At 60.6% G+C, this 22,637-nt stretch carries 18 protein-coding genes; 4 read left to right on the top strand and 14 right to left on the bottom strand.

Annotated features, from left to right (window positions below):
• Positions 1 to 4 precede the first annotated feature (4 nt).
• On the bottom strand, positions 5 to 4,402 hold the full coding sequence (locus tag KUL25_RS11955; RefSeq protein WP_257893140.1) for a Hint domain-containing protein: 4,398 nt from the start codon (positions 4,400 to 4,402) through the stop codon (positions 5 to 7).
• A 140-nt stretch (positions 4,403 to 4,542) separates the two neighbouring features.
• Positions 4,543 to 6,159 carry a GMC family oxidoreductase gene (locus KUL25_RS11950; RefSeq protein WP_257893139.1) on the bottom strand — a complete coding sequence of 539 codons (1,617 nt, stop codon included), beginning with the start codon at positions 6,157 to 6,159 and terminating at the stop codon, positions 4,543 to 4,545.
• A gap of 128 nt (positions 6,160 to 6,287) precedes the next feature.
• On the opposite strand from KUL25_RS11950, the gene KUL25_RS11945 reads away from it, so the two are divergent.
• The 4 genes from KUL25_RS11945 (at position 6,288) to KUL25_RS11930 (ending at position 10,536) form a co-directional block, all read left to right on the top strand.
• On the top strand, positions 6,288 to 7,520 hold the full coding sequence (locus KUL25_RS11945) for a TRAP transporter substrate-binding protein (protein ID WP_257894854.1): 1,233 nt from the start codon (positions 6,288 to 6,290) through the stop codon (positions 7,518 to 7,520).
• 135 nt (positions 7,521 to 7,655) lie between these two features.
• Entirely contained in the window at positions 7,656 to 8,366 is a 711-nt protein-coding gene (locus tag KUL25_RS11940) for a TRAP transporter small permease (protein ID WP_068359144.1), read from the top strand.
• The gene (locus KUL25_RS11935) at positions 8,363 to 9,742 is read left to right on the top strand and encodes a TRAP transporter large permease (RefSeq protein WP_257893138.1); all 1,380 of its coding nucleotides are present in this window, start codon (positions 8,363 to 8,365) and stop codon (positions 9,740 to 9,742) included. The genes KUL25_RS11940 and KUL25_RS11935 overlap by 4 nt, the downstream gene beginning before the upstream one ends.
• Before the next feature lie 11 nt (positions 9,743 to 9,753).
• Positions 9,754 to 10,536, top strand: coding sequence for an IclR family transcriptional regulator (locus KUL25_RS11930; protein ID WP_257893137.1), 783 nt, complete (start codon positions 9,754 to 9,756; stop codon positions 10,534 to 10,536).
• Positions 10,537 to 10,544: 8 nt separating this feature from the next.
• Here KUL25_RS11930 and KUL25_RS11925 read toward each other — a convergent pair whose 3' ends face one another.
• The 12 genes from KUL25_RS11925 to pseI all read right to left on the bottom strand — a co-directional run bounded on the left by KUL25_RS11925 (position 10,545) and on the right by pseI (position 22,630).
• The gene (locus tag KUL25_RS11925) at positions 10,545 to 11,150 is read right to left on the bottom strand and encodes a sugar transferase (RefSeq protein ID WP_257893136.1); all 606 of its coding nucleotides are present in this window, start codon (positions 11,148 to 11,150) and stop codon (positions 10,545 to 10,547) included.
• The gene (locus KUL25_RS11920; RefSeq protein WP_257893135.1) at positions 11,147 to 12,007 is read right to left on the bottom strand and encodes an NAD-dependent epimerase/dehydratase family protein; all 861 of its coding nucleotides are present in this window, start codon (positions 12,005 to 12,007) and stop codon (positions 11,147 to 11,149) included. Before KUL25_RS11920 ends, KUL25_RS11925 begins: the two co-directional genes overlap by 4 nt.
• A gap of 182 nt (positions 12,008 to 12,189) precedes the next feature.
• Positions 12,190 to 12,945 (bottom strand): glycosyltransferase family 2 protein, encoded by a 756-nt coding sequence (locus KUL25_RS11915; RefSeq protein WP_257893134.1) that lies wholly within the window; start codon positions 12,943 to 12,945, stop codon positions 12,190 to 12,192.
• Positions 12,938 to 14,209, bottom strand: coding sequence for a hypothetical protein (locus KUL25_RS11910; protein WP_257893133.1), 1,272 nt, complete (start codon positions 14,207 to 14,209; stop codon positions 12,938 to 12,940). The genes KUL25_RS11915 and KUL25_RS11910 overlap by 8 nt, the downstream gene beginning before the upstream one ends.
• A 67-nt stretch (positions 14,210 to 14,276) precedes the next feature.
• On the bottom strand, positions 14,277 to 15,653 hold the full coding sequence (locus KUL25_RS11905; protein WP_257893132.1) for a hypothetical protein: 1,377 nt from the start codon (positions 15,651 to 15,653) through the stop codon (positions 14,277 to 14,279).
• Positions 15,650 to 16,942, bottom strand: a complete 1,293-nt coding sequence (locus KUL25_RS11900; protein ID WP_257893131.1) for a hypothetical protein — start codon at positions 16,940 to 16,942, stop codon at positions 15,650 to 15,652. The genes KUL25_RS11905 and KUL25_RS11900 overlap by 4 nt, the downstream gene beginning before the upstream one ends.
• Positions 16,943 to 16,949: 7 nt before the next feature.
• On the bottom strand, positions 16,950 to 17,645 hold the full coding sequence (locus KUL25_RS11895; protein WP_257893130.1) for a phytanoyl-CoA dioxygenase family protein: 696 nt from the start codon (positions 17,643 to 17,645) through the stop codon (positions 16,950 to 16,952).
• A gap of 49 nt (positions 17,646 to 17,694) precedes the next feature.
• On the bottom strand, positions 17,695 to 18,207 hold the full coding sequence (locus KUL25_RS11890) for a GNAT family N-acetyltransferase (protein ID WP_257893129.1): 513 nt from the start codon (positions 18,205 to 18,207) through the stop codon (positions 17,695 to 17,697).
• Entirely contained in the window at positions 18,207 to 19,514 is a 1,308-nt protein-coding gene (locus KUL25_RS11885) for a DegT/DnrJ/EryC1/StrS family aminotransferase (RefSeq protein ID WP_257893128.1), read from the bottom strand. Before KUL25_RS11885 ends, KUL25_RS11890 begins: the two co-directional genes overlap by 1 nt.
• 48 nt (positions 19,515 to 19,562) lie before the next feature.
• Positions 19,563 to 20,600: a hypothetical protein gene (locus KUL25_RS11880; protein ID WP_257893127.1), complete on the bottom strand. Its 1,038-nt coding sequence runs from the start codon at positions 20,598 to 20,600 to the stop codon at positions 19,563 to 19,565.
• The gene (locus KUL25_RS11875; RefSeq protein ID WP_257893126.1) at positions 20,597 to 21,574 is read right to left on the bottom strand and encodes a Gfo/Idh/MocA family protein; all 978 of its coding nucleotides are present in this window, start codon (positions 21,572 to 21,574) and stop codon (positions 20,597 to 20,599) included. Before KUL25_RS11875 ends, KUL25_RS11880 begins: the two co-directional genes overlap by 4 nt.
• 6 nt (positions 21,575 to 21,580) lie before the next feature.
• Positions 21,581 to 22,630: a pseudaminic acid synthase gene (gene pseI, locus KUL25_RS11870; protein WP_257893125.1), complete on the bottom strand. Its 1,050-nt coding sequence runs from the start codon at positions 22,628 to 22,630 to the stop codon at positions 21,581 to 21,583.
• Positions 22,631 to 22,637: the final 7 nt, after the last annotated feature.

Genomic DNA, 22,637 nt, shown 5'->3' with positions numbered 1-22,637 from the left:
TTTACTACGTCGAGGTGCCTGCGATCAGCGCCGCTTCATGGGCCTTCAGGCTCAACCGCGCTGAGACATAGTTTTCACGGCCCTTTTCTGTCCCCAGCTCTGGGAAGGCGTGCAGCAGATCGCCAAAGATCTCGCGCGCCTCGCGGTTTTGCACCATGTCGCCGGGCTGAAAGCTTTCGGTCCAGGCGTTATCCACGCGGATAACCTCGTGCGCGTCGCACATGACGTGAATGTAGGTCACACGCTCGCAGGACGTGGCGACCTCGATGCCGGGCAGATGGGTCAGGTGCTTGGCGCGGACCAACACCTGATCGGTGCCGAACAGCAGTTCGGCCTGCACGCCTTCGAACAGCATGCGATGTTGGGGCGAGACCTCCATATCGCGGTTTGGCACGCCCTTGCCTAACGCGCCCTTGCGGATGCGGATGGGGCGCAGATGCGGCGCTTTTGCCAGGTCCACCTGCGTCAGGGACTTCGTGCCGATCCAACGGATAGACTGTAGGCCGTTGTCACGGGTCGCGATCAGGTCACCGACGCGCAACTGCTCGACCTTGAAGGTCCCGCGCTCGGTCGCGACGCGGCTGCCGGGGGTGAAGCAGGGGATCACCGTTTCGATGTTGGAGAACGTCAGCGTGGTGCCGTCGCTGAACGTGACGGTGCCGTTTTCGGGGTTGAGGCCGTCATAGATGACGATAGCCCCTTCATCGCCCAGAAAAAGCGTATCGTTGTCGTCGCCGCCCTCGCCGCCGTCGATCACGTCGCCTGAGCCGCCGAAGATCCAGTCCGCGTCGTCGCCCCCGACAATCGTGTCACTGCCTTGGCCGCCGGTCAGGCTGTCCTGGCCCGCGCCGCCCGTGATGCTGTCGTCGCCCTCGCCGCCAAGCAGCGTGTCGTTGTCCGCCCCGCCGTCAAGGACATCATCACCCTCTTCGCCAAAGATAAGGTCCTCACCAGCGCCACCTTCGATCGTGTCGTCGTTGCCGGTGTTGATAAACGTCGTGGGATCGATGGTCAGATCGTTGGTGGAGACGACAACGAAATTGTCCAGCGCGTAGCTTTCGTCGGTGACGGCTTGGTTCAGGGTGGACCCGAAACCCAAGTCCAACGTTTCTGGCGCGTCCTCAACCTCGATCCGGACGCGGAAGCTTTGGTCCGTGGTCCAGCTTTGCCCGTCCCAATATCCGTTCTGCGCGGCATCGCCCAGAGACGTGAGCGTCACCGTGTACGTGACGCCGCCGATGGTAATCGTGTTGGCCCCGCCAACGGCCGTGTTTGGCAGAAAGGCCTGACTGAAGATCTCTTGCCCGTCGGCGTAGATCTGGAATTCTTCGTTGTCCCAGCTATCGATGCGGTGGAAATCAAACTCAATCACCGCGTCGTCAAAGGCTGGGTCGAAGGTCAGGGTGCGCTCGGCCTCGATATCGGTGCCGGACGACGTGCCCTGAATGCGCCCGAGGACCGATCCGAAGTAGGGGTCTGTGTTGTCAGTGGGCATGGCGCCCCAGCCGCCATCGTTGCCGCCGTCGAAGTCGTCGGCATAGACCAGCGCGCCATTTGTAGGCGCGGTGGTACCGCCGTCGCCGAACAGCGTATCGTCGCCCGATCCGCCAACGATGCTGTCGGCCCCGTCGTTGCCGACCAGCGTCTGATCCGCGTTAGAGGCACCGGCATCAAGGGTGTCGTCCTGGCCCGTGCCGCGGACCTCCTCGATGTTGGTGAATTCGACGCTGTCGCCCGATCCGGTGTCCGAGACGTCGCCCTGTTCGTCGCCATCGAACAGCACGTCGATGCCCGTGGTCATCTGGCTGAAGTCGAGCGTATCGAGATCGCTTCCGTCCTCACCACCGTCCACGGTGTCGGTGCCGAAACCGTCGGTGAACTGGAACAGGTCCTCTTCCGCGCCGCCCAGAAGGCTGTCGTCGCCCGCGCCGCCGTCGATCGTGTCAGCGCCGAAATCGCCTGAAATCGTGTCGTCGCCCAAGCCGCCGAACAGGCTGTCGGCGCCGGTGCTGTCGAAGATCAGGGTGCTGGCGTCGGCGGGTGCCCCATAGACCTGAAGGATATCGCCCGTGGCCGGGTCGAGAAGGACCCAGTTGGTCTGGGTCGTGGAAGAGGCTGTGAAATCGTTGCCTGCCGGAATGGTGATGACCGAGGTCAGCGACCCATCGGTGGCCACCTGCGCCAACTCGACCGCGTAGGGCGCGTCGTTCTGGAAGGTGACGGAGGTCGCCGTGCCGCCTGTGCCGGACGCGATGTCCAGCGGGTCGACGGCCAGTTGGTCGCCGAAGATCACGTCATCGCCCGCGCCACCATCGATGGTGTCGCCACCCTGATCGCCGTGCAGAACGTCGTCGTCGGTTTCCGACGCGGTGTAGTGGACATCGGTCAGATAGATAACCTGGCCCGTCGTGCCGCCATTCTCGTAGATGACCTCAATCCGGGTGATGGGCCCGGCGATTTCCACCAGGACCGAGCCGCCGACCTCATCAGGGTCGTCGTTGCCCGCGCCTGTCACGGTCTGGTCAGAGACCACATCGGCCAAGGACTCCGGGGTCAGCGTGACCGTCACTAGATTGCCGTTCGCGTCGTAGGCGTTGACCGTCAGGATATCTTCCCATCCTCCGGCATCCACATCACTGATGCGGAAGGAAACGTTGGTCAGTTCAACGTCCGAGACGAAATCCAGCGTCGCCACATCCGCGCCGCCGCTGCCGCCAAGCGCAAGACCCGAATTGGCCGAGAACGGGTCCGCACCGTCCACGTATTGGGTCGTATTGGTGATGGAGGAATCGTTCAGCGCGCCGTCGTTGGTGATGTTGACGGTGATGTTGGCAACGCCCGTATCCTGCGTGATGCCGCCCGAAATGTCGGTGCCGTTGCCCTCGGCGATCCAGCTGAAATTTTCGGTCGCGGCGTTCAGGGGGCCGCTGGGGCCACCCGTTATGCTGTCATCCGCCTCGCCGCCATAGACGGTGTCATCGCCAAAGCCCGCCTCGATGACATCCTCATCGCCTGTCGTTCCGGCCGTGCCGTCGTTATTGTCGACCTGTTCCAGATTGGTGTCGACGTAATTGCCGTCGATCACGTCGTTGCCGATTGTGCCGTCGACGACGCCGTCGGGGCCACCGTTGACCGTCAGCATCTCGATCCCCGTAAAGGTCGCCGTCGAGCCGTCGTTGAAGAAAACCGTACCGTTCTCGGGGTTCAGAGTGTCGAAGATCACTTCGGCGACGTCGTTGACGATCAACTCGTCGGCAGTGTCCGTGCCGCCCTCGCCGCCGATCACCACATCGCCGCTGCCCGCCGTGATGGTGTCATTGCCATCGCCGCCGTTCAGCGTGTCGGCACCAGCCCCGCCGTCGAGAATGTCGAACCCACTGCCGCCACCCAGGCTGTCATCGCCGTCGCCCCCCAAAAGCGTGTCGTTCCCGCTATCGCCTTGCAGCGTGTCGTTGCCGTCGCCGCCTGAAAGGCTATCGCGCCCGCTGCCGCCTGCCAGACTGTCCTGCCCGGTGCCGCCGTCCAGCGTATCGTTTCCGGACCCACCCAGGAGCGTGTCATTGCCACTGTCGCCGGAAAGCACGTCGTTGTTGTTGCCGCCGTCTAGCAGATCGTCTCCGAAACCGCCGGTGATCGTATCGTTGCCCGCCTCGCCGAACAGTTCATCGTCATCGGTCGGGACCGCTTCGAACTGGACATCGGTGATCCATGCCAATTGCCCAACGGTGCCGCCGTTCGCATAAATGATCTCAAAAGAGGCGACGGGGCCGGGAATTTCGACCAGCACGGACCCCAGGGGGTCGCTTGCGCCGGTGCCGCCGGGACCGGCCGTGACGGTGTTGCCACTGACCGTGTCGTTGCCCGCTGGTGTCAGGATCACCGGAATCAGGTTGCCGTCGGCGTCATAGGCGTTGATCGTGAAGATATCCTGCCAGCCGCCCGCGTCGATGTCCTGCAGGCGGAAGGTGACGTTCTGGACCTCATCGGAATAGCCCGAGCCGCCAACGGCGGAGAAATCGACATCGACGGTCCAGGCATCCGCGCCGCCGTCGCCGCCCAAGGCAAGGTTGGAATTGGCGTTGTATGTCTCACCGCCCGCGACATAGGTGGAGGTGGTCGAGACCTGCGCCGTGGTGCCCGCGCCGTCATCGGTGAAGCTTACACCGACGTTGATCCCGCCGGTGTTCTGGGTAAACCCGCCCGCAAGATTGGTGCCATTGCCGCCCTGCGACGTCCAGTTCAGATCCAGCGCCGTGGGGGTCAGGGACGGGTTGCCACCGTCAATAGCATCATCGCCACCGCCACCGGTGATGGTGTCGTTGCCTTCGAAGCCAGTGATTTGATCGGCGCTGCCTGTGCCGGTCAGACTATTGTCTGAACCGTTGCCGTTGATTGTTGCCATATCGCCCCACGCATCTCGGCTCTGCGGTCGGTTTCCATTTCTCTGGATGGTTTACCTAAAATGCGTGACGAAATTGGGGCAGACGGGCTTTAAATGTGGCAAGAATGGGGCAGGGCGCATTCGGTATTCAGATCAAGTGGTTACGCGGTTTGCGCGTGGTCTTCCAGGATCAGGTCCGAGGCTTTTTCGCCGATCATGATCGCAGGCGCGTTGGTGTTGCCCGAGACGATTTCCGGCATGATGGAGCAATCGGCCACCCTCAGCCCGCTGATCCCGTGGACCCGTAGCCGCGCGTCCACCACGGCGTCGCTGCCCTGGCCCATCTTGCAGGTGCCGGTGGGGTGGTAGATGGAAGCCGTGTTGCTGCGCGCCCAGTCCAGCGTTGCCTCATAATCGTTGATGTCGAGGCTTGGGTTAGGGCGGAATTCTTCACTGATTTTCGACGTCAACGGCGCATGGCGCGCGATGGTGCGCGCGATGTTGACACCTGCCACGACCGTTCGGCAATCGGTCTCGGTCGACAGGTAATTGGGGATGATCTTGGGGTATTCGCGCGGATCAGCACTGGCCAACCGGATCTCGCCCCGGCTTTCGGGGCGTAGCTGGCAGACGGACATGGTGAAAGCGCTGAACTTATCGGCCCCTTTGCCCGGGTTCTCCGCCGAGAGGGGTTGGACGTGGAACTGGATATCGGGCGTTTCCAGATCATCGCGGGTGCGCATGAACCCGGTCGCAAGGCTGGCGGCCATTGTCATCGGCCCGGCCCGAAACATCAGGTATTTCAAACCGATACGCGCCTGACCGATGAGGCTGGAGACCTCATCATTCAGGGTCGGTTCATTGCATTTGTAAACCAGTCGCGCTTGCAGGTGGTCTTGCATGTTCTTGCCCACGCCGTGCAGGTCCTGGACCACCTCAATGCCATGCTCGGCCAACTGTGCAGCCTCTCCGATCCCCGAGGTCATCAGCAGTTGTGGAGAGTTGATCGCCCCGCCGCAAAGGATCACCTCGCGCCCCGCTTTCACACTGATCTGTTGGCCCGCGCGGTCGGTGTAGGAAACGCCTGTCGCGCGGGTGCCTTCCAGCATGACGCGGTCCACCTGCGCGTGGGTGATGATCGTCAGATTGGCGCGCGCGCGCGCCGGATTCAGATAGGCCACCGCCGTGCTGCACCGCCGTCCGTTGCGCGACGTCAGTTGGAAGTAGCCTACACCCTCTTGCGTGGCCCCGTTGTAATCGGGATTGAAGGGGTAGCCCGCCGCCTGCGCGGCGGCGACCCAAGCGTCGGTGATCGGGCGCTGGATGCGCATGTTCGACACCGACAAGGGCCCTTGGTCGCCGTGATATTCATCGGCGCCCCTCTCGTTATGTTCGGCCCGCTTGAACAGGGGCAGCACGTCGTCCCAACCCCATCCTGCGTTCCCCATCTGCCGCCAGCGGTCGTAATCCTGCGCTTGGCCGCGCACGTAGAGCAGTCCGTTCAGGGAGGAGGACCCCCCCAGGACCTTGCCGCGTGGCCACTCGATCGAGCGGCCGTTCAGGCCCGGATCAGGCTCGGTCTTGTAGCACCAATCAACCGATGGATTATGGATGGTTTTGAAGTAGCCTACCGGGATATGGATCCACGGGTTCCAGTCGCGCCCGCCAGCCTCCAGCAAGATGACCGAGTTTTTCGAATCGGCGGATAGCCGATTTGCCAAAACGCAGCCCGCCGAGCCAGCCCCGACAATCACGTAATCTGCTGATACTTCGGTCATAGTTGCGCGCCCTTGGTCACAAATCCGGCGATGAAAAGATTTCCCTTGCCAGCCCGACCATAAGTTGACCAAGATTGAGACCACAAGTATCAATTTTCCGCATTATTGGGAGGTAAGCGAAAATGAAAATGAACGCATCGAAAGCCCTGGCTCAGATTTCACGTCGTGATCTGATGAAGCTGACGGGCACCTATGGTGTCTCATCCGTCGTGATGGGCGCAGCCACATTGACCGGCGCGGTGACGCTTCCATCGCTGGCACGCGCCGTCGAATCCACCTACGACCGCCGCTACGGCACCGAGGCGCAGCACACGCTGACGCTGGGGGCGGCTGGCTTCAACCAGCGCAACCTGCTGATCGAGCGCGCAGGCGTGCTTGAGTTCGCCCGCGATCTGGAAGAGCGCACCGATGGCGCGATCCGTATCGAATTCATCGGTGACAACCAGATTTGTGGCCAGTTGAACTGTCTTGAGAAGGCACAGTTGGGTGTGGTCGACTTCTATGCGGCTTCTACCCAGAACTCGGCGGGCTCTGCTCCGTATCTCAATGTGCTCGATTACGCCTACATGTTCCGTTCGCGGGCAGATCAGTATCACTTCCTTTACAGCCCCGAGTCCCAGCGTCTTCTGCGTGATCCGCTGGAAGCCCGTCATGGCGTGAAGTTCCTGTTCAGCCACGCGGAACTGCGCGGCCTGCAAATGGGTTCCTCGTTCCAAGAGCGTGAGACGGTGACGCAACTGGAAGAGCTGTTCGGCACGCGAAACCGCGTGACGGGGACGCAGCTTGGCCGCATCGCCATGAACCTGATGAACCTCAACCCGACGCCCATCGCGTGGGAAGAGACGTTGGACGGCTTGCGCCAAGGTCTTGTGGATGGGGCAGAGACATGGGCCTCGGCCGTGGCTTACGCCAACATGAGCCCGGTGGTCAGCCAGTCCGTCGACCTGAAGTTCTTCTGCGGCACCGAGCACACCGGCATGAATGCGGCGCTGTTCGACAGCATGTCCGGCGAGTTGCAGGACGCGATCATGGAATCCGCGTATCTCACGCAGGTTCACGTACAAGCGGCGAACGAAGCGGCACTGGTCAACACCGTGGGCTTCACCGATCCGCCGATGCCCGGCACGATCTTCGCCGAGAACGATGTGCGGGTGGCCCGTTTGGGCGAAGACCAGATCCAGATTGCGCGTGAAATGTGCTCGCCCGAGTACAACCCCGAGCCCTGGGCCGAGTGGCGTGAGCGTCTCAACAACTGGTCTGGCGGTGCGGACACGTATCAGGAGATCTTCGACGTTGCCCGTCAGATCCCAGAGGATACGCTGGCCGAGAATGTCGAGCCCCGTCGTTGGTGGCGCGGCTGATCCGAAACTCGGATCCGCACTAGCGAAAAGACTTGTCGGCGGCCTCCCTTGCGTTTGGGGGGGGCCGCCGCAAACACCTCAAAACGGGTGAAAAGCCCAAAAGAACAAACACTTTCACACGACCGGGAGGGGCCGATGGGAGAGATCTTCGCCAATATGGGTGAGATCATTGCAGCGTTCGCGGATGGGGACAGCTGGATGATCAGAGAGGCCTTGGCAGGCCCCGGCGCATGGGCGCTGGGCCTGATCCTGATGCTGCTGGGTGGGTATCTGATCATGTTGATCTACCGCTTCGTCCCCTTCATCGAGCGCCATCTGGAATCCTACGTGATGGTCATTTCCTACCTGACGATCGGCGGCATCATCTTCTTTGGGGTGATCCAGCGGTTCGTGCCGGGCATGCTGGGCATGGACTTCTCGAACACGCCGCAATGGTTGCGGCCCTGGCCTTGGACCACGTCCTTGCCGCCCTTCCTGTTCCTCGTGATGACCTGGGTCGGTTGCAGCTACAACGTGAAGCTGCGCACCCACCTGTCGTTCAACGAATTCCGCACCAACATGCCGCGCACGCCGCAAATGGCGCTTCTGACGTTGGATGCGATCTTGTGGATCGGTTTTTCCTGGGTTGTCGTCGTGACCGGCAGCAAGGTGGTGGCCAATGCGGCCTCTAACTTCCAGATCGTGCCCGCCACGGATGGGCTGATGCAGTGGTGGTTCATCCTTGCCGTGCCGCTGTCGTTCGTCTTCCTGGTGGCCCGCGTCATGGAGAACTGGGCCGAAGATTTCCGCAGATACCGAACCGGCGAGCAAATCATCGAACAAGCTGTGATCGGAGGTGACACATGACCGACGGAACAATCATTACCCTGTTGTCGCTGGGCGTCACGGGGCTGTTCATGCTGGGCGTTCCGGTCTTTCTGGTGATCGGCTACTGGGTCATCGGCATGTCTTTCGTCCTGGGTTTGCCCATCGACAATATCGCCGCGGCCCTCAGCCGTGTGTTCACCGACGGCTTCGCCCTTCTGGCCATGCCGCTGTTCATCCTGACCGGCGACCTTATCAACCGCTCCGGCATTGCCCGAAGATTGACCGACTACGCCTACGCCTGCCTTGGATGGATCCGGGGCGGTCTGGCGATGGCAGCGCTTGGGGCCTGCGGTCTGTTTGCGGCCATCTCCGGCTCCAACTCGGCCACCACGGCCACCATCGGCTCCATGTTGCACCCGGAAATGGTGAAAGGCGGCTATGATGAACGGTTCAGCGCGGCCACCGCGGCGGCGGGCGGCACGGTGGGCATCATCATCCCGCCGTCGATCATCTTCATCGTCTACGGCTTCTTGATGAACCTGCCGATTGGCGACCTGTTCATTGCGGGCATCATCCCCGGTGCGCTGATGGTTCTGGCGATGATGTTTGCCTGCTTCATTGTCTGCTTCCGCAACAAGTGGGGCATCCTGACCAACCTGTCCATCGTGCGGGTGTTCAAGACCGGCGTTGGCGCATGGCTTGGGTTCTTCGCCATCGGCCTTGTGCTTTGGGGCATCTACACGGGCAAATTCTCCCCCACGGAAGCGGCGGGCGTGACGGTGGGCTTCTGTGTGATCGTGGGCTTTCTTTGCCTTGCCATCACCAAGATCGTCGACCGCACCCACCCCGGCTTCGCCGCGCGGGAAGAACGCCCGGTGGATGACCGCAGCTTGGGCGGAATGTTGGTCGTGAACGGCTTCGGCCCGTTGGAGTTGCCATCAATCACCATGCGGTCGGCCCAGATCACCGGCATCCTTGCGCCGCTGATCGCCGTGTCGGTCGTGATGCAACAGATCCTCTCGGTTCTGGGCGCGCAGGAGTTTCTGACGGCCTTCGTGACCTCGATGGGTGGCTACTACGCCGTGTTGTTCACCGCGATGATCATCGTCTTCATCTCGGGCATGGTTCTGGAATCGCTGCCAGTGACGATCATCCTGGCGCCGATCCTGGCCCCCATCGCCCATGATATCGGGGTCGAGCCGGTGCAATTTGCGGTCATATTCCTGGTGGGGGCCTCCATCGGGTTCATCACGCCGCCCTACGGTCTTAACCTCTATGTCGCATCCGGTGTGACAGGGGTGCCGTATTTCAGGTTGTTACGCTATACGTGGCCCTACCTGATTGCGTTGATCTCGATTTGGATCATCGTGGCGCTGGTGCCGTCGCTCTCGACGGCTTTGTTGCCTGATCTTTAATGGAGGCCCCGATGGACGGAGACCGTCCTCGCGACACGATACCGACCAACCTCCGGCTCCTGATGGTGCTGGAGGAAGTCGCGCGCGCGGGCGTTCCTGTGACCCCGACCGAGGTCAACGCCGCATTGGAGTTGCCCAAACCCACCATTCACCGTCTGTTCGCGACGCTGGAGGAAGAGGGGTTCTTGCAGCGGGACATGGATGGGCGCACGTATTCGCCCGGCCCCCGGATGCGGGTTCTTGCGGCTTCCACCTTGTCGTCCCTGCGCATCCGAACTGCGCGCCAGGCGATCCTGCGGCGCCTGAGCCGAGAGATCGGCGAGACCTGCAACATCGCTCTGCCGGACCGCGATTGCATGTTGTACCTGGAGCGGGTGGAAACCGAATGGCCCCTGCGCATCCAACTGCCGCAGGGCACACGGGTGCCGTTCCATGCCACGGCCTCGGGGAAGATGTACCTCAGCACACTGGCGCCCAACCATTTGCAACGCTATCTCAACGCGGCTTCGCTGACGGGGCACACCGAAAACACGATCACCGACCGTGCCGCGCTTATGACCGAGCTGGAAGAGATCAGCCGCAACGGCTATGCGCTGGACCGGGAAGAGTTCATGCCTGATATGATCGCCCTTGCCGTGCCCATATTGGAATCCAACGACCGCCTCATGGCCACGCTGTCATTCCACGCGCCCACACAGCGCTTCGACGTGGCGCGGGCGATTACCTACCTCGACGCCTTGCGCGAGGCCTCGCAAGAACTGTCCCTCTTGGTTGCTGTCGATGCGGAAAGCTGATCGCTGATTTAGCGCAGCCGCTTGATAACGCTTTTCAGCATCAGGGACACGTCCATGCACACGTTCCGCCGCCTTTGGTAGATCAGGTCCAGCCGTGCCTTGCGCGGGATGCAGGCCCGTGAATAGATCTCGTCCGTTTTCTCGCGGCTGGTAGCATTGGCGAGCAGGTATTCCTCGTGGGAGTGGAAATAGATCGACGCGAGGCCCGAGATGCCGGGCCGCGATTTCAGGACCTTGGAATAGATCTCCGGAAAACGTTCCACGTATTGGCGAAGCGGCGGGCGCGGTCCGATGAAGCTGATGTCACCTTTCAGCACGTTCCAAAGCTGCGGTACCTCGTCAAGCCGCGCGCCGCGCAGGAACGCGCCGGTGCGGGTGATCCGGTCGGACTTGTCGCCGCCCGACACGCCGCTGTCCTCGGCCACCACCTTCATGGTGCGGAATTTGATCAGCTGAAAGCCCTCGGTCTGGGTCTTCATCCGTTCGGAAATGTAGAAGATCGGGCGTCCGTCCAACACAAGGATCAGGATCGCCACGATGATGATGAAAGGCGCCAGCACGATGGTCAGTCCAATGGCGCAGAAAAGGTCAAGAAGGCGTTTTGCAGGTGTCATCGAGAAAGCGCTTCTTTCCATTGTGCGACCATCTGCACGGCGTCAGATGTATCGGCGTCAATGGTGTGGAGGGCGGCCAACGCACTGCTGTCCAGCGTGATGCGCTGGTGTGCGCCGGCAGGCGCCGGGCGATAGTCGAACGGATGCCCCGCCGCATGTGCAAGGTCTTCCATATAGACGACGCCCGGGGCGGCGATGTTCAGGACCTCGGGCAAGGGGCCGGGTTGCGTGGCCAGATCGTACAAGACCTGCGCCAAGGTGCCGACGCCGATGTAGGACCTAACGGGCCCCCGTCCGTCGTCAAAGCAGTCGATGACAAGCGGTTTATCCCCGGACGACTTCGCGACGTTCAAAAGCAAGGCGTCCGCGCCTGCGACATTGCCGATCCGCAGGCAACAGACCTCTAGCCCCTTGCCGCGCCAGGGTGCGCAGGCCTCTTCCATCTCCAGCTTGGCCGCGCCGTAGGGGTTCACCGGAGCGGTGGGGCTGGTTTCGGACAGGGGCGTCCCGTCGCCCGCGCCATAAACGGCCGACGAGGAGGCAAGCAATACGCGCGGGATGCCCGCCTCGTGGGCCGCGCGCAGGACCGAGAGCGCAAGCGGCGTGTTCAACGACAGGTCTGCGCCGGGTCCGGGTGTCACGCCAGCGAGGCAGATGATGGCGTCAATGCCAAGGTCGGACAATCCGTCTGGTGCACTCTCTTGCAGCGACCAGTAAAGGCCGGTGTCGCGTGTGGGATGGCGGTGCTGCTCGATCAGGTTGACACCAGTTGGCACGATAGCCCGCAAATGGGGAAGTATCAATTTTCCGACGCGACCGGAGCTGCCGACAAGAAGAATTCGGTTTCGATTAGCCATGGCAATGCGTTTTCATATTAACGACGCGCCGCGTCAGAGCAGGGGCCATGGAAAAATGGGATGGCATGGCATTGGCTGCTCAAAAAATGACGTCAGGCGCGGCGGCTCTGCCCCATGTCGCATTAAACCTGTAACCATGCAACCGATTGTCCGGCGTTGGCTAATTCATGCCGTTTGCCCCTTCAAAACTGCTTGAGGACACCGTTCACAGCATAGTTTGCAAAGTAATAGGCAGCCTTGGGAAGCGGCAGTTTTTCCACGTCACGATAGAGTCGCCACGTGTAGGCCGCGGCCGAGGCTTTGTTGGAGGAAATCGAGTTCTGTCGAAGTCGGTAACTGGCCAAAACTTCGGGCACGCCGTGAACGAGCTTTGTCTTCTTCAAAAGCCGCAGCCACAGGCCAAGATCTTGCCTCTTCCGGATCAGTGGCATGTAGACTTTGCCTAACGCTTGGGCGTCATAGACGGCGGTCAGACACCCAACCGTGTTATCCTTCAGAAGGTCGTGGTACTGTCTTTGCGCAGGGGCCTGTACTTCGCCTAAAGGCTTGCCGTCTTCGTCAATCTTGGCGTAGCTCGCGCAGGCGAAGACGGCCTCGCGTTCTGCCATGAAGTCGAGTTGGCGTTGCATCTTTTCCGGATGCCAAAGATCGTCGGAGTCAACGAATGCGATGTAGCGCCCTCGCGCTGCTTCTATCGCAGTATTACGAGCCACGGCGGCGCCGGAATTCTCATTTAAACGACTGAACCGCGTACGCGGTTCAGTCCTGCAAAAGGCGTCGATCACTTCCAAGCTGTCGTCGGAAGAACAGTCATCGACAACGATATGCTCCCAGTCCTGAAAGCTTTGCGCTTGGACTGAGCGCAACGTCTCCGGGACCACCGCAGCGCAATTATAGCTTGGTGTGACGACGGTAACCAACGGACGGGAACTATCCATTGAGGATCGGTCTGTCTGACGTCGTGGATCTGGCAGCGCGGTCACGCATGAATTTGGTTACAAAACGTGCGCCAAGGAACAGCAATGACAATCGGACGAAACCCGTGCTGAAAGGGTTCAAAGCATCGAGGGATGCGTCCCAGAATGCGTTGCCCAAGATGACACAAAACAGCGTGCAGAACCACATCAGGCCCTTGCGACCAACGATGTCCCACATCAACTTCAACACGGCACGCAGCACGAAGACATAGTAAAACACAGCAAATCCCGCCCCCGGGAAATAGAAGATTGAGCCGATCATAGAGGGCGAGGCGCCAGTACGGTCCCGGTCGAACGCAGAAATAAAGAGGTAGTTCATCCGCGAGATCGTTCCGACGCTTGGTTTTTCCACGCCATCGATGCCAATCAAAACTGACAGCCGATACTGGACAACTCTTGTCAGCTCCGACAGTGCATCAAACGCCAGGTTGAAGTTGAAGATGTTCTCGGTGGCATGCAGCGATGTGCTGGTGAAGTGGTACCCAAGACGCGTGACCATCAGCATGAGGATGTCCCCCAAGCTCTCCAAACGCTCGAATGCCGCTTCCACGCCGACCTTATTTGCGGTGCCCACGAAGACAGCCAGGTAGAGCAGTATCGGTGATATTGCGATGCTGACTTGACGCACGATCTTGGTGTTTAGCCGGAACGCCTCTCGCCAACGGCGCGTCGCTGTAAACAATGCAAACGCCACAAAAAAGATGTCAAAAGCCCCTGCAATCGAGAAGTAGTATCCTACCGCGATCAGAAGCGACGCAAAACTACGCAGTCGGACCTGATTTCTTTCATCAATCAAGCGGTAGTTCACCAATAGAACGACCCCGAAATAGGTCTTCATGATAACCAATATGAAGCCAAGGCCACCGGTTTCCGCAAGAGCATCGCCTGTATGTCGATAGTCGAGGCCGAAGATCGATCGGGTTGCATAGGTGAACAGGCAAAAGCCGAGCGCCAGCACAATCCCAAGTCGCGGACTAAAGGCCAGCTTGCTGATGCCTAGCGACGGAAAGTTCAGTTTCACGTAAGGCGTGCGCAACGCCATCCAGAAAACGATGACAAACAATAGAACGTAGAGGATGCCGAAATAGTAGTTCGGTTCATACGCGATCACACGGTTCAAGGGGTTGCCCATGGTGATGAACACGAAGAACGGTAATACGTAGTAGACGGCACAGTAGAATAGAACGACGCGAAGGGCGAATTTGCGGGCCCCGGCATTATCCACGAAGGACGTCGAGATCGGCCAATTGGTGTCAAATGAAGGTGCGGTAGAAGTCACGATGGGGTGGCCGTCAGATTTCGGAGGTCTCGATGACCCCAAGTCGCACTTCTAGCCCATAACGTTTCTCGCACCAAGATGCTGTCGTCTGAAGACGAGCGGATCTTGGCTTGGTTTTGGCCTCCGCCAATGCTGCGGCCAGTTTGTCGGCCAGAACATCGAAGTCCTCAGACCATGTTACAAGGTCGGCTGTGGGTTGGATGAAGTACGCTCGAAGATCCTCGAACGCAAAGGACGGGATGTCCAAGAGCGCGGCCTCCAGAAGCGACGTCGACAAGCCGCCTACAACGACAGAGGCGCCAAGCATGCTCTCGAGTGTCGCGGTTTCCGACACTTGGACACCATAGGGCTGCAGTCGCCCGAGCAAGGCAGAGAGCTGTGCCGGGCCATGCTGAGGATGCGGGCAATAAACGATCGGATCCGGACACCTTGCACGAATGGCCGCAATCATCTGTTGTTCCTTGACTGCGTAAACTGTGGCGGCGTAATCGGCGTCGTGGCTGGCACCGCCTATGAACGCAATTAAGTGGACGTCGGACTTACTGGACGCGAGGCACAAAGGCTCTTCGGTAACCGTCTGCCATAGGCGGACATTGCACGCGATCTCACCGTCACGATCTTCCATCATGTGCGCGTCGAGGGGGGGGTAACGTGGCAAGTCTGCGATCAGGTTTACATAGGTAATCTGAGCGCAGGTTTGGGTGTGAAGCCATTCAAAATATGGGCCAGTGTTGGCGGTTCCTGCCCCGTGCAGTATCTCGACCAGCCGCAAATCCTCTCGGGCTGTTCCCAGGCCCGTGCGTAGCGCTTCTGCAATCCACGTGACGCTTGTGAACATCAACAAACCGCATTTCGTCCACTCGTGTCGGCGCTCAATCATGCGAAGCGTCGCAAAGATCACGGCCGATTTTGGGTTGCCCAGGGTTCGCAGCCCTTGCAGCACGTCCCAAATAAGCCGTGGGAGCCAAGAAACCCCCGTCAAGGCAAGAAGAAACGACACCGTGCCATAGGCATCAGCGATTTTACCCGTGCTGCGGGATACATCAACGAGCACAAATCGGTCGGTAGGCGACATCCCGCAAAGTTCCGGGATGCGTTGAGGCCGATTGGTGCGCCCGACCCGTTCCACAAAGGCATAAGTCGTTTCCCCGGGCTCCGGTCGGATCCGTCCACCATCAAAGACCACGATCCATTCATGCGGACCAACAACACTGAACAGAAAACGAAGCTGAACCAAGAGATGACCCAAAAGGCGTATTCTCGCCAAGAGATGCGCCGCAAATGGCGCGCGTTTAACCAACGCGTTGGGGTCACTAAAGCCCGTCACCACGTCTCGGAAAGCCTGTATCTCGCGGGCTTGGGCGAGTTTTTGGGTCATGGTATCGGTCACGTCACGTCCTTCGAAATCGGATGTGGCAGGCGTAATCTCGGGTGATGTGTCATGCTAAAAGCGGTAAGTGCCGCGATGCGCAAGGCCAGGATCAGTGCCATCCAGAACGGAATTGCCTCCAGTGACGGCTGCGAGAAGCTGAGGACGCCAGCGATGAGTGCGAAAAGTGATAGGTCTGTGGCAACCAAGGCTTCGCGCCGGGTGCGCCAGAAAACGAACTCTTGTGGAATTAACGAGACGGCCGCCAGGAAATACATGAGGGCCAAACCGGTCAATGCCTGACTGCTGAGTGGCCTGTCGATCCAGCCAATCGTTTTCAGGACCGGGAAGGCGAGCAACGCCAGAAGGCCCAATGCGAACGGAAGCGCCAGGTTCCGGATGCCGAAGATCGTGGGAAGAACCGGATAGGTAACATCAATCAACTTCGGACGGATGCGGGTCAGGTAAAAAATGTTGTGAATCAGCGGCATGGTCGCAAAGACATTTACCGCAAAGACGTAGCGCGCAAAATCGTCTGGAAACGCGCTGTTCACGAAGTACCTGTCGATCACGAGGATGTTCATCGCAAGGATCGAGAAAACCTGAGCACCCAAGTATTCGCGGACATATGACCCAAGATAGGTCTTGGTTCGAGCCCTCAAACCTGCCCATCCGTCAGCTACCAGTTTTTTCAGCCACCGCCCCATGACCGCTGCAAACTTCGGCGAGATCATGAAGAAATAGATGGCAAAACAGGCCAGGCACAACGCCGTGTAAAGGCTGACGCTGCCGACCCCCCAGATCAAGACCATCGCCAGGATCGTGCCGCTGGGAAGGATCGTGCGGAACAAGAAATGCGCCGACCAAGCCAGGTAACGGCGCCGGTAAATCAAAGCGCGTTGGTGATCGTCGTAGTATTTTTCGATTAACACCAGAGGCATAACCAAGGCCCAAAGGAAAAGACTCTCGGTCCAGATCCAAACAACGGCCCCCACAACGGGCGCGAACAGCAGGATGTGGACAGCAACTCCGTCCAGATAGTGCAAGATTGTGCGGACGCCGCCCAAGCCCTTGCGCGGTGCGGTATCCCCCAGGAAATAGGAATAGGCGGCGCGGTGGTTCTGATTGCCGTAGATCACGAAGCTCGACACCAACGTGGTCAGGATCAGGGCGTAATCGCGGGCGAACTGCCCATCGGGCAGGGTCAGCGCCACCAGTAACGTCAACGGCCGCAAGACCACGCCAAGCACTCGGCAGAGGAAAAACACGGCGAAAGACCGCCGCTCCAGCAATTGCTTTGTCCGTGTCACGCCGAGGTCAGTGGTAGGAGGTGAAGGCGTACCTTTCACCGCCATTCACGGGATGTGCGCGGTGGATAGCCGAGGTGTCCGCCACAAGGATCGTGCCGGCAGGCACCGTGAACAACTTGGGCGGGTAGGTCTCTTCCACGCGCGCGATGAATTCTTCATCGATATGTTGATAGCCACGCTTACGGCTGCGCTTCACGATATCTTTCAGGCTAAAGTAACGCCCCGGGATCATGTGCTTGACCTTGGTCGAGATGTTTTGCGTGCGCGGGATCAGTTCGAACGGGCCGTCATTTTCCGTGACGTCCTGCATGAAAACGAAAATCTTCAACTGCTTGCGGAAGCTGTCGAGGTGCCAACGGCCCTTGCGCAGCTCTCCCTTGTCATTGGTCAGGGGCCGGTTGCGGATGGCGAGGATGTTGCGCGCCTTGCCAATCTCGCTATCGAGGTTCGGAATGATTTCGTCCGAAAAGTCGCGGAACGCGCTTGCGGCCTCGAACTGCTCGTTGGCGTGCCAGATCCGATGCTCGGACCCGCCGTAGTTCACTTCCAGATCATCGCGCGTGTCGCAGACGTCATCCATCTGGCGCACGATTTCGCTCAAAGAGGCGGCGGGCAAGCGCACGGGCAACTCGTGGTAGCCGTCCTCTTCAAGGTCCGTGTTGATCGCGTCCAGGTTAACCGCTTTCAGGGCAGCTTCGAACATGATGGAATCTCCGGTCTGAGGCGCATGATTTCCGTGGTCACAATCCGGGCTACGTGTAGCGCGCAAAATGCAGGACGTCCATCGGTGCACCATCGACGAGGAAATGGTCCTTGCGCACCCCGTCGGGCTGCATCTTCGCTTTGCGCATGATGGCGACCATTGCGGCGTTTCCGGCAAGACAACCACCGGTGATCTTGCGCAGATCGGGGCGGCTTCCCAGATAGTCCAGCACGGCACTCCACGCGGCAAATCCATACCCTTGCCCAGAGCCGCCGCCGATCAGAATGCTGATATCAGCCAGGCCGTTGGGCGGGTTCACCGTGGCCGTGATGTTGCCGACATGACTTCCGGTTGCGTGATCCTCTACCGCCCAAAGAAGGTTTGGGCCGGTCGCGAAGCTGGCTACGTAGGCCCGGCAACTGTCCAGATCATGGCTGCGATGGCGCTGCTCACTGAAGCGCACAAGTTCGGGCGTGTTCAGCCAGCCAACATAAGTATCGGTCAGATGCCTGTCACCGAAAGGCACCAGTCGGACGGGTCCGTTGGTCAGAACGGGTTGCATCAAGCCGCGTTTGGCGTTTGCAGATGCGCGCGCGCGTCCCAGACTTTTGCAAAGGCGCGGACCACATCGTCGATGTCCGAGCGTTCCATCGAGGGTACGATGAACTCGTGCGACAGCAAGCTGTTGAAATGCAGGTCCTCGACCACGGGGCAGAGGCCCAGAGCGTAGTTCTGCCATGACTTCGTCAGCCCGTTGGCAGGGCCTTGCAGGGCCATCCGCTTCTCGAACGTGGGCAGCAGATAGATCGGGCGCACATAGCCGGCACCCAGCTTCACGCCCTCTTTTTCGCGCAACTCAAAAACCGGAAGCTCGGCTTTGACCGCATCGACGAAGGCATTGCGGTCGGTGCCGCAGGTGGTGTCCCACAGGCAGGCGTGGACGTAGTAGACGTGCTTTGCGCCATCACGCACCTTCGGCATGGTCATCGGCTCGAACCCGCGCATCTGCTCTTGGAAATAGGCGACGCGGTCGAGGCGTTCGGTGATCAGGCCGTCCAGTTTGCCAAGTTGCGTTGTGGCGATGACCGCCTCGATCTCGGTCATGCGCATGTTGTGGCCGAGCATGTTCGTCAGATCGTCCACACCCCAAGCGCCCGTAACGCATTCCCCGTGGTTGCGCAGCATCGACATCCGTTGCGCCAGCGTGTCGTCATTGGTGACGACGATACCGCCTTCGCCTGCGTGGATGTGCTTGTGGTAGTTCAGCGAGAACACGCCGATATCGCCCAACAGTCCCGTAGGCGTGCCGTTGAGGTGGCCACCAGGCGCTTGGGCACAATCCTCCACGATCTTCAGGTTGTGCTTGTCCGCCAAGGCCCGAATGGCGGGGCCGTTGAAGGGCTGACCAAAAATGTCGACGATGATGATTGCCTTGGTGCGGTCCGTGATCGCGGCTTCAACGGATTTCGGATCAAGGCAGAAAGTATCGGGCTCAACATCCGCGAAGATCGGTGTCGCGCCGTAAAACAGCGGCGCAATCGCCGAGATTGACATGGAATAAGCCGTTACGATGACCTCATCGCCCGGCCCCACGCCAATCGCCCCCATCGCCGCGATCAGCCCCGAGGTGTTGGAGTTGAACGCCAAGGCATGCGCTGCCGAGATGCTTTCGGCCCAAGCCGCCTCACACTCGCGCACATAGCGACCGCCCATGAAATTCTCATGCGGGGCGCCGAGGTAGTTGGACAGGATCCCGCTATCGATTACCTCGGACACACGCGCTTTTTCCTCTGCACCGACAGTGACGTGTGCGGGAAACAGGGTGTCGCGAACTTTGGGGCCGCCATGAATTGCGAGTGTAGTGGACATAGCGCCTTTACCCCGAGATTTGTCTGGAACCGTATGGCTGATATAGGCTCACATTGCGCAAAACAAGACTGCGCGGGCCGCGCCCGTGTGAAGCGCCATATCGTGCCGTCCGGTGCCTTTGGGCGCCGCTGCGGCAGCCAGGCGCTGGACCGCTACCATGACGTCGTGGACCTGTGTGCACAGCTCCAGCCCGTCGCGTTTGCCGGGTTGCGCCAGTTGGTCCATGCGCAGGTCCGGTTGCAGGCTAAGGGTCGGCTGACCCAGCAGCCAGGCCTCGTAGAGCAACAGGGAACTCATCCCGACAACGGCCTTCGCGGTGTGCAAAGCCTCGCGGACACCGTCCGTTGGGACGATCAGAAAGCGTAGCCCGTGGGTTTGGGCCAATTCCTTCCACCGTGTTGTAACGGCGATGCGGTCCTCGCGGGGATGGGGCGCGATGTGGATGGGCAGTTTTTGGGCCTTCGGCATGGCGGCGTAGGCCTCGGCAAACAGGGCCGAGACCTGCACCTCGTCGTAGCCGCGTCCGTTTGGGTCTTGGCGGTCGCCACTGTCGATCACGGCGGGTTCCGAGACGAACAGGATATGCCCGTTCATGGAGGGGGCGGCAGCGAAGCTGGCCTCTTCTTCCGCAAGGCCCGCAAGGTTCGGATGGCCGCTGATCTGCAAGATCGCCTCGGGCACCCCGGCGGCGATGGCCTCACGGCGAGCGAGTTGGTCCATTACGCAATAGACGTCAGGAATGAGCAGTTGCGAAACGTCAAACCGGTCCGGCCCGTGAAGACGTTCCGCATATAGAGACCAGTTGTCGAGCACGTGGATAATCGGAATACCCCGCGTCCGCGCAGATAAAGCGGTCTGAAACGCCAAAGGATCAGCCACGCTGGTGGCGTAGATCAGCGCATCGAAATCTGCGATCAGGCTGTCTTCATGGGTCACCCAATGCCACCCATCGGCCCCTTCAGCCCGAAAGACACCGTGATCCAGGCCCAGAACCGTATACCCCTCTGCCGCCGCAAGCCGCGCGACGGGCAGGATCGCGCGCGCGCCGCCGACGTCTCCGGCTGCAAAGCAGAGGCGTTTGGTCATGGCGCGCTCTCGGCCAAACGGGCGAGGATTGTTTGGGTGAAGGCCGACGCCTCCATCGGTGCGCGCGACGGCGCGCTGGCGTCCACAAGATCGCAGAGCGACAGGTACGTGCCGTCCAGCATCGCCGCGCTGGTGGTCTTTGGGTCCAGCAAGGGGCGCGCGGGCGCAAGATTGAAGAAGCCGGGGAAATCGGGGTTTGGCTGCTTGGCTTCCCACGTCAGTTCAGCCGCGCCCTGGATCAGGGACAGGCGGCCGTAGTCGGTGACGGCGCGCAGGTCCAGCGCGTGATAGCCAAGATTGGGGATCCCCATCACGGCCACGGGCACGCCGTCCAGCGTCATGCCGAAGCTGGGGTCGGCGGAGCCCGCGCGATCCACCCAATCGAATGCTGGCGCCTCAAGGGCATCAAAAAGATACCCGATCAGGTCGAGGAAATGCACCCCGTTCACAACAAACGCGCGGCTGTAGGTAGCGTCCACCCGGCGCAGCGTGCCATGGCGCAAAGCCGCTTGTAGACGCTTCTTCGCCTCGGCGACCTGGGGCAGGAAACGGCGGAAATAATTCACCACGATACGGGGGGGCGGGGCGCAGTCGGCCAGTTGCCGCGTCAATGCCTCAAACGATGCCGCGTCCGTCGTGACGGGTTTCTCCACCCAGAGGCGCGGGACGCCCGCCGTCAGACAGGCCGCGATGTGCTCGCCATGGGTCTCGGACGGGGATGCCACGGCGACAAGGTCCAGATCGTGCGCGAAAAACGCCTCCAGCGTGTCGCACACCGCAACGGGGCCGGGGCCTTTGTAGCCGTCCTGAAACGCCGTGCGGGCCTCTGGTAAGGGTTCGAAAACTGCCGCAAGCGTCGTGTCCGGGTGCCGGTGCAGGCAGGCCGCGTGGCTGACAGAGCGCGCACCGTCCCAGATGCCATTGTCATAGGACCATGCGATCCGACCCGCCCCTATGATGCCCGCGCGCAACATCGGCGCCTATCGAACCATGGACCACGACAGCGCGGTCCCCCGTTCAATCGCTTGCGTGGCCTCTGCCCCGATCACCCGGTCGTAGTGGCGCGGTGGCAGGCCGTAGCCGGGGCGGATGACGCGCACGTTGTCGGGTGTAAACGCCTCTCCGGCGGTGATGTCGCGCACGGCATAAAGGGACCGGCGGAACACCACGTTGCCCTCTTCGGCGGACTTCGTGTTGTAGCCGACCTGCCCCAGCGACAGCCACGCATTGTGGCAATCGTCCACGAGACGCGTGAATTCGTCGGGCTCCAGGCTGAAATCTGCGTCCGGCCCGCCATCGGCGCGGGCCATGGTGAAGTGCTTCTCGATCACTGCACCGCCCAAGGCGATGGCCGCCACTGATGTGGCAGAGCCCATCGTATGATCCGACAGGCCCGGAACCGCGCCGAACATCTCGGCCAGATGCGGCATGGTGCGCAGGTTCGACTGATCCGACGGCGCGGGGTAAGAGCTGATGCAATGCAGCAGGACCAACTCTTCACAGCCGTTGTCGCGGGCGGTGCGCACGGCGGCCTCGATCTCGGCCAGATTGGCGAGGCCGGTCGAAATGATCATCGGCTTCCCCTTGCGCGCGACATGGGCGATCAGGGGCAGGTGCACAGCCTCGAAGGAGGCGATTTTGTAGGCGGGCGCGCCGAGGTCTTCCAACAGGTCGGCGGCGGTCTCATCGAACGGGGTCGAGAACAGCGTCACCCCGACCTCGGCGGCCTTGGCGAACATCGCCTCGTGCCATTCGAAAGGGGTGTGGGCCTCTTGATAGAGGTCATAAAGCGTGCGCCCATCCCATAACCCGCCGTTGATCCGGAAATCGGGCTTGTCGGAGTCGATGGTCAGAGTATCGGCTGTGTAGGTCTGCAACTTGATCGCCGCACAGCCGGTTTTTGCGGCTTCCTCGATCATCGCCAAGGCGCGATCGAGCGAGCCGATGTGGTTGCCCGACAACTCGCAAATCACGTAGGGCGGGTGGTCGGCACCGATCTTGCGACCGTCAATCTGAATCTCCGGAGCCATCTTTTGC

The organism is Gymnodinialimonas phycosphaerae (assembly GCF_019195455.1).
Lineage (GTDB): Bacteria > Pseudomonadota > Alphaproteobacteria > Rhodobacterales > Rhodobacteraceae > Gymnodinialimonas > Gymnodinialimonas phycosphaerae.
The sequence above is the reverse complement of the archived record's forward strand: the minus strand, read 5'-3'. Positions and strand labels throughout refer to the sequence as shown.

Coding starts and splice junctions, on each gene's coding strand:
- KUL25_RS11915 (WP_257893134.1), bottom strand. CDS start 12,945: ATGGATAGTTCCCGTCCGTTGGTTACCGTCGTCACACCAAGCTATAAT.
- KUL25_RS11875 (WP_257893126.1), bottom strand. CDS start 21,574: ATGTTGCGCGCGGGCATCATAGGGGCGGGTCGGATCGCATGGTCCTAT.
- KUL25_RS11880 (WP_257893127.1), bottom strand. CDS start 20,600: ATGACCAAACGCCTCTGCTTTGCAGCCGGAGACGTCGGCGGCGCGCGC.
- KUL25_RS11940 (WP_068359144.1), top strand. CDS start 7,656: ATGGGAGAGATCTTCGCCAATATGGGTGAGATCATTGCAGCGTTCGCG.
- KUL25_RS11895 (WP_257893130.1), bottom strand. CDS start 17,645: ATGTTCGAAGCTGCCCTGAAAGCGGTTAACCTGGACGCGATCAACACG.
- KUL25_RS11950 (WP_257893139.1), bottom strand. CDS start 6,159: ATGACCGAAGTATCAGCAGATTACGTGATTGTCGGGGCTGGCTCGGCG.
- KUL25_RS11955 (WP_257893140.1), bottom strand. CDS start 4,402: ATGGCAACAATCAACGGCAACGGTTCAGACAATAGTCTGACCGGCACA.
- KUL25_RS11930 (WP_257893137.1), top strand. CDS start 9,754: ATGGACGGAGACCGTCCTCGCGACACGATACCGACCAACCTCCGGCTC.
- pseI (WP_257893125.1), bottom strand. CDS start 22,630: ATGGCTCCGGAGATTCAGATTGACGGTCGCAAGATCGGTGCCGACCAC.
- KUL25_RS11945 (WP_257894854.1), top strand. CDS start 6,288: ATGAACGCATCGAAAGCCCTGGCTCAGATTTCACGTCGTGATCTGATG.
- KUL25_RS11890 (WP_257893129.1), bottom strand. CDS start 18,207: ATGCAACCCGTTCTGACCAACGGACCCGTCCGACTGGTGCCTTTCGGT.
- KUL25_RS11885 (WP_257893128.1), bottom strand. CDS start 19,514: ATGTCCACTACACTCGCAATTCATGGCGGCCCCAAAGTTCGCGACACC.
- KUL25_RS11925 (WP_257893136.1), bottom strand. CDS start 11,150: ATGACACCTGCAAAACGCCTTCTTGACCTTTTCTGCGCCATTGGACTG.
- KUL25_RS11920 (WP_257893135.1), bottom strand. CDS start 12,007: ATGGCTAATCGAAACCGAATTCTTCTTGTCGGCAGCTCCGGTCGCGTC.
- KUL25_RS11935 (WP_257893138.1), top strand. CDS start 8,363: ATGACCGACGGAACAATCATTACCCTGTTGTCGCTGGGCGTCACGGGG.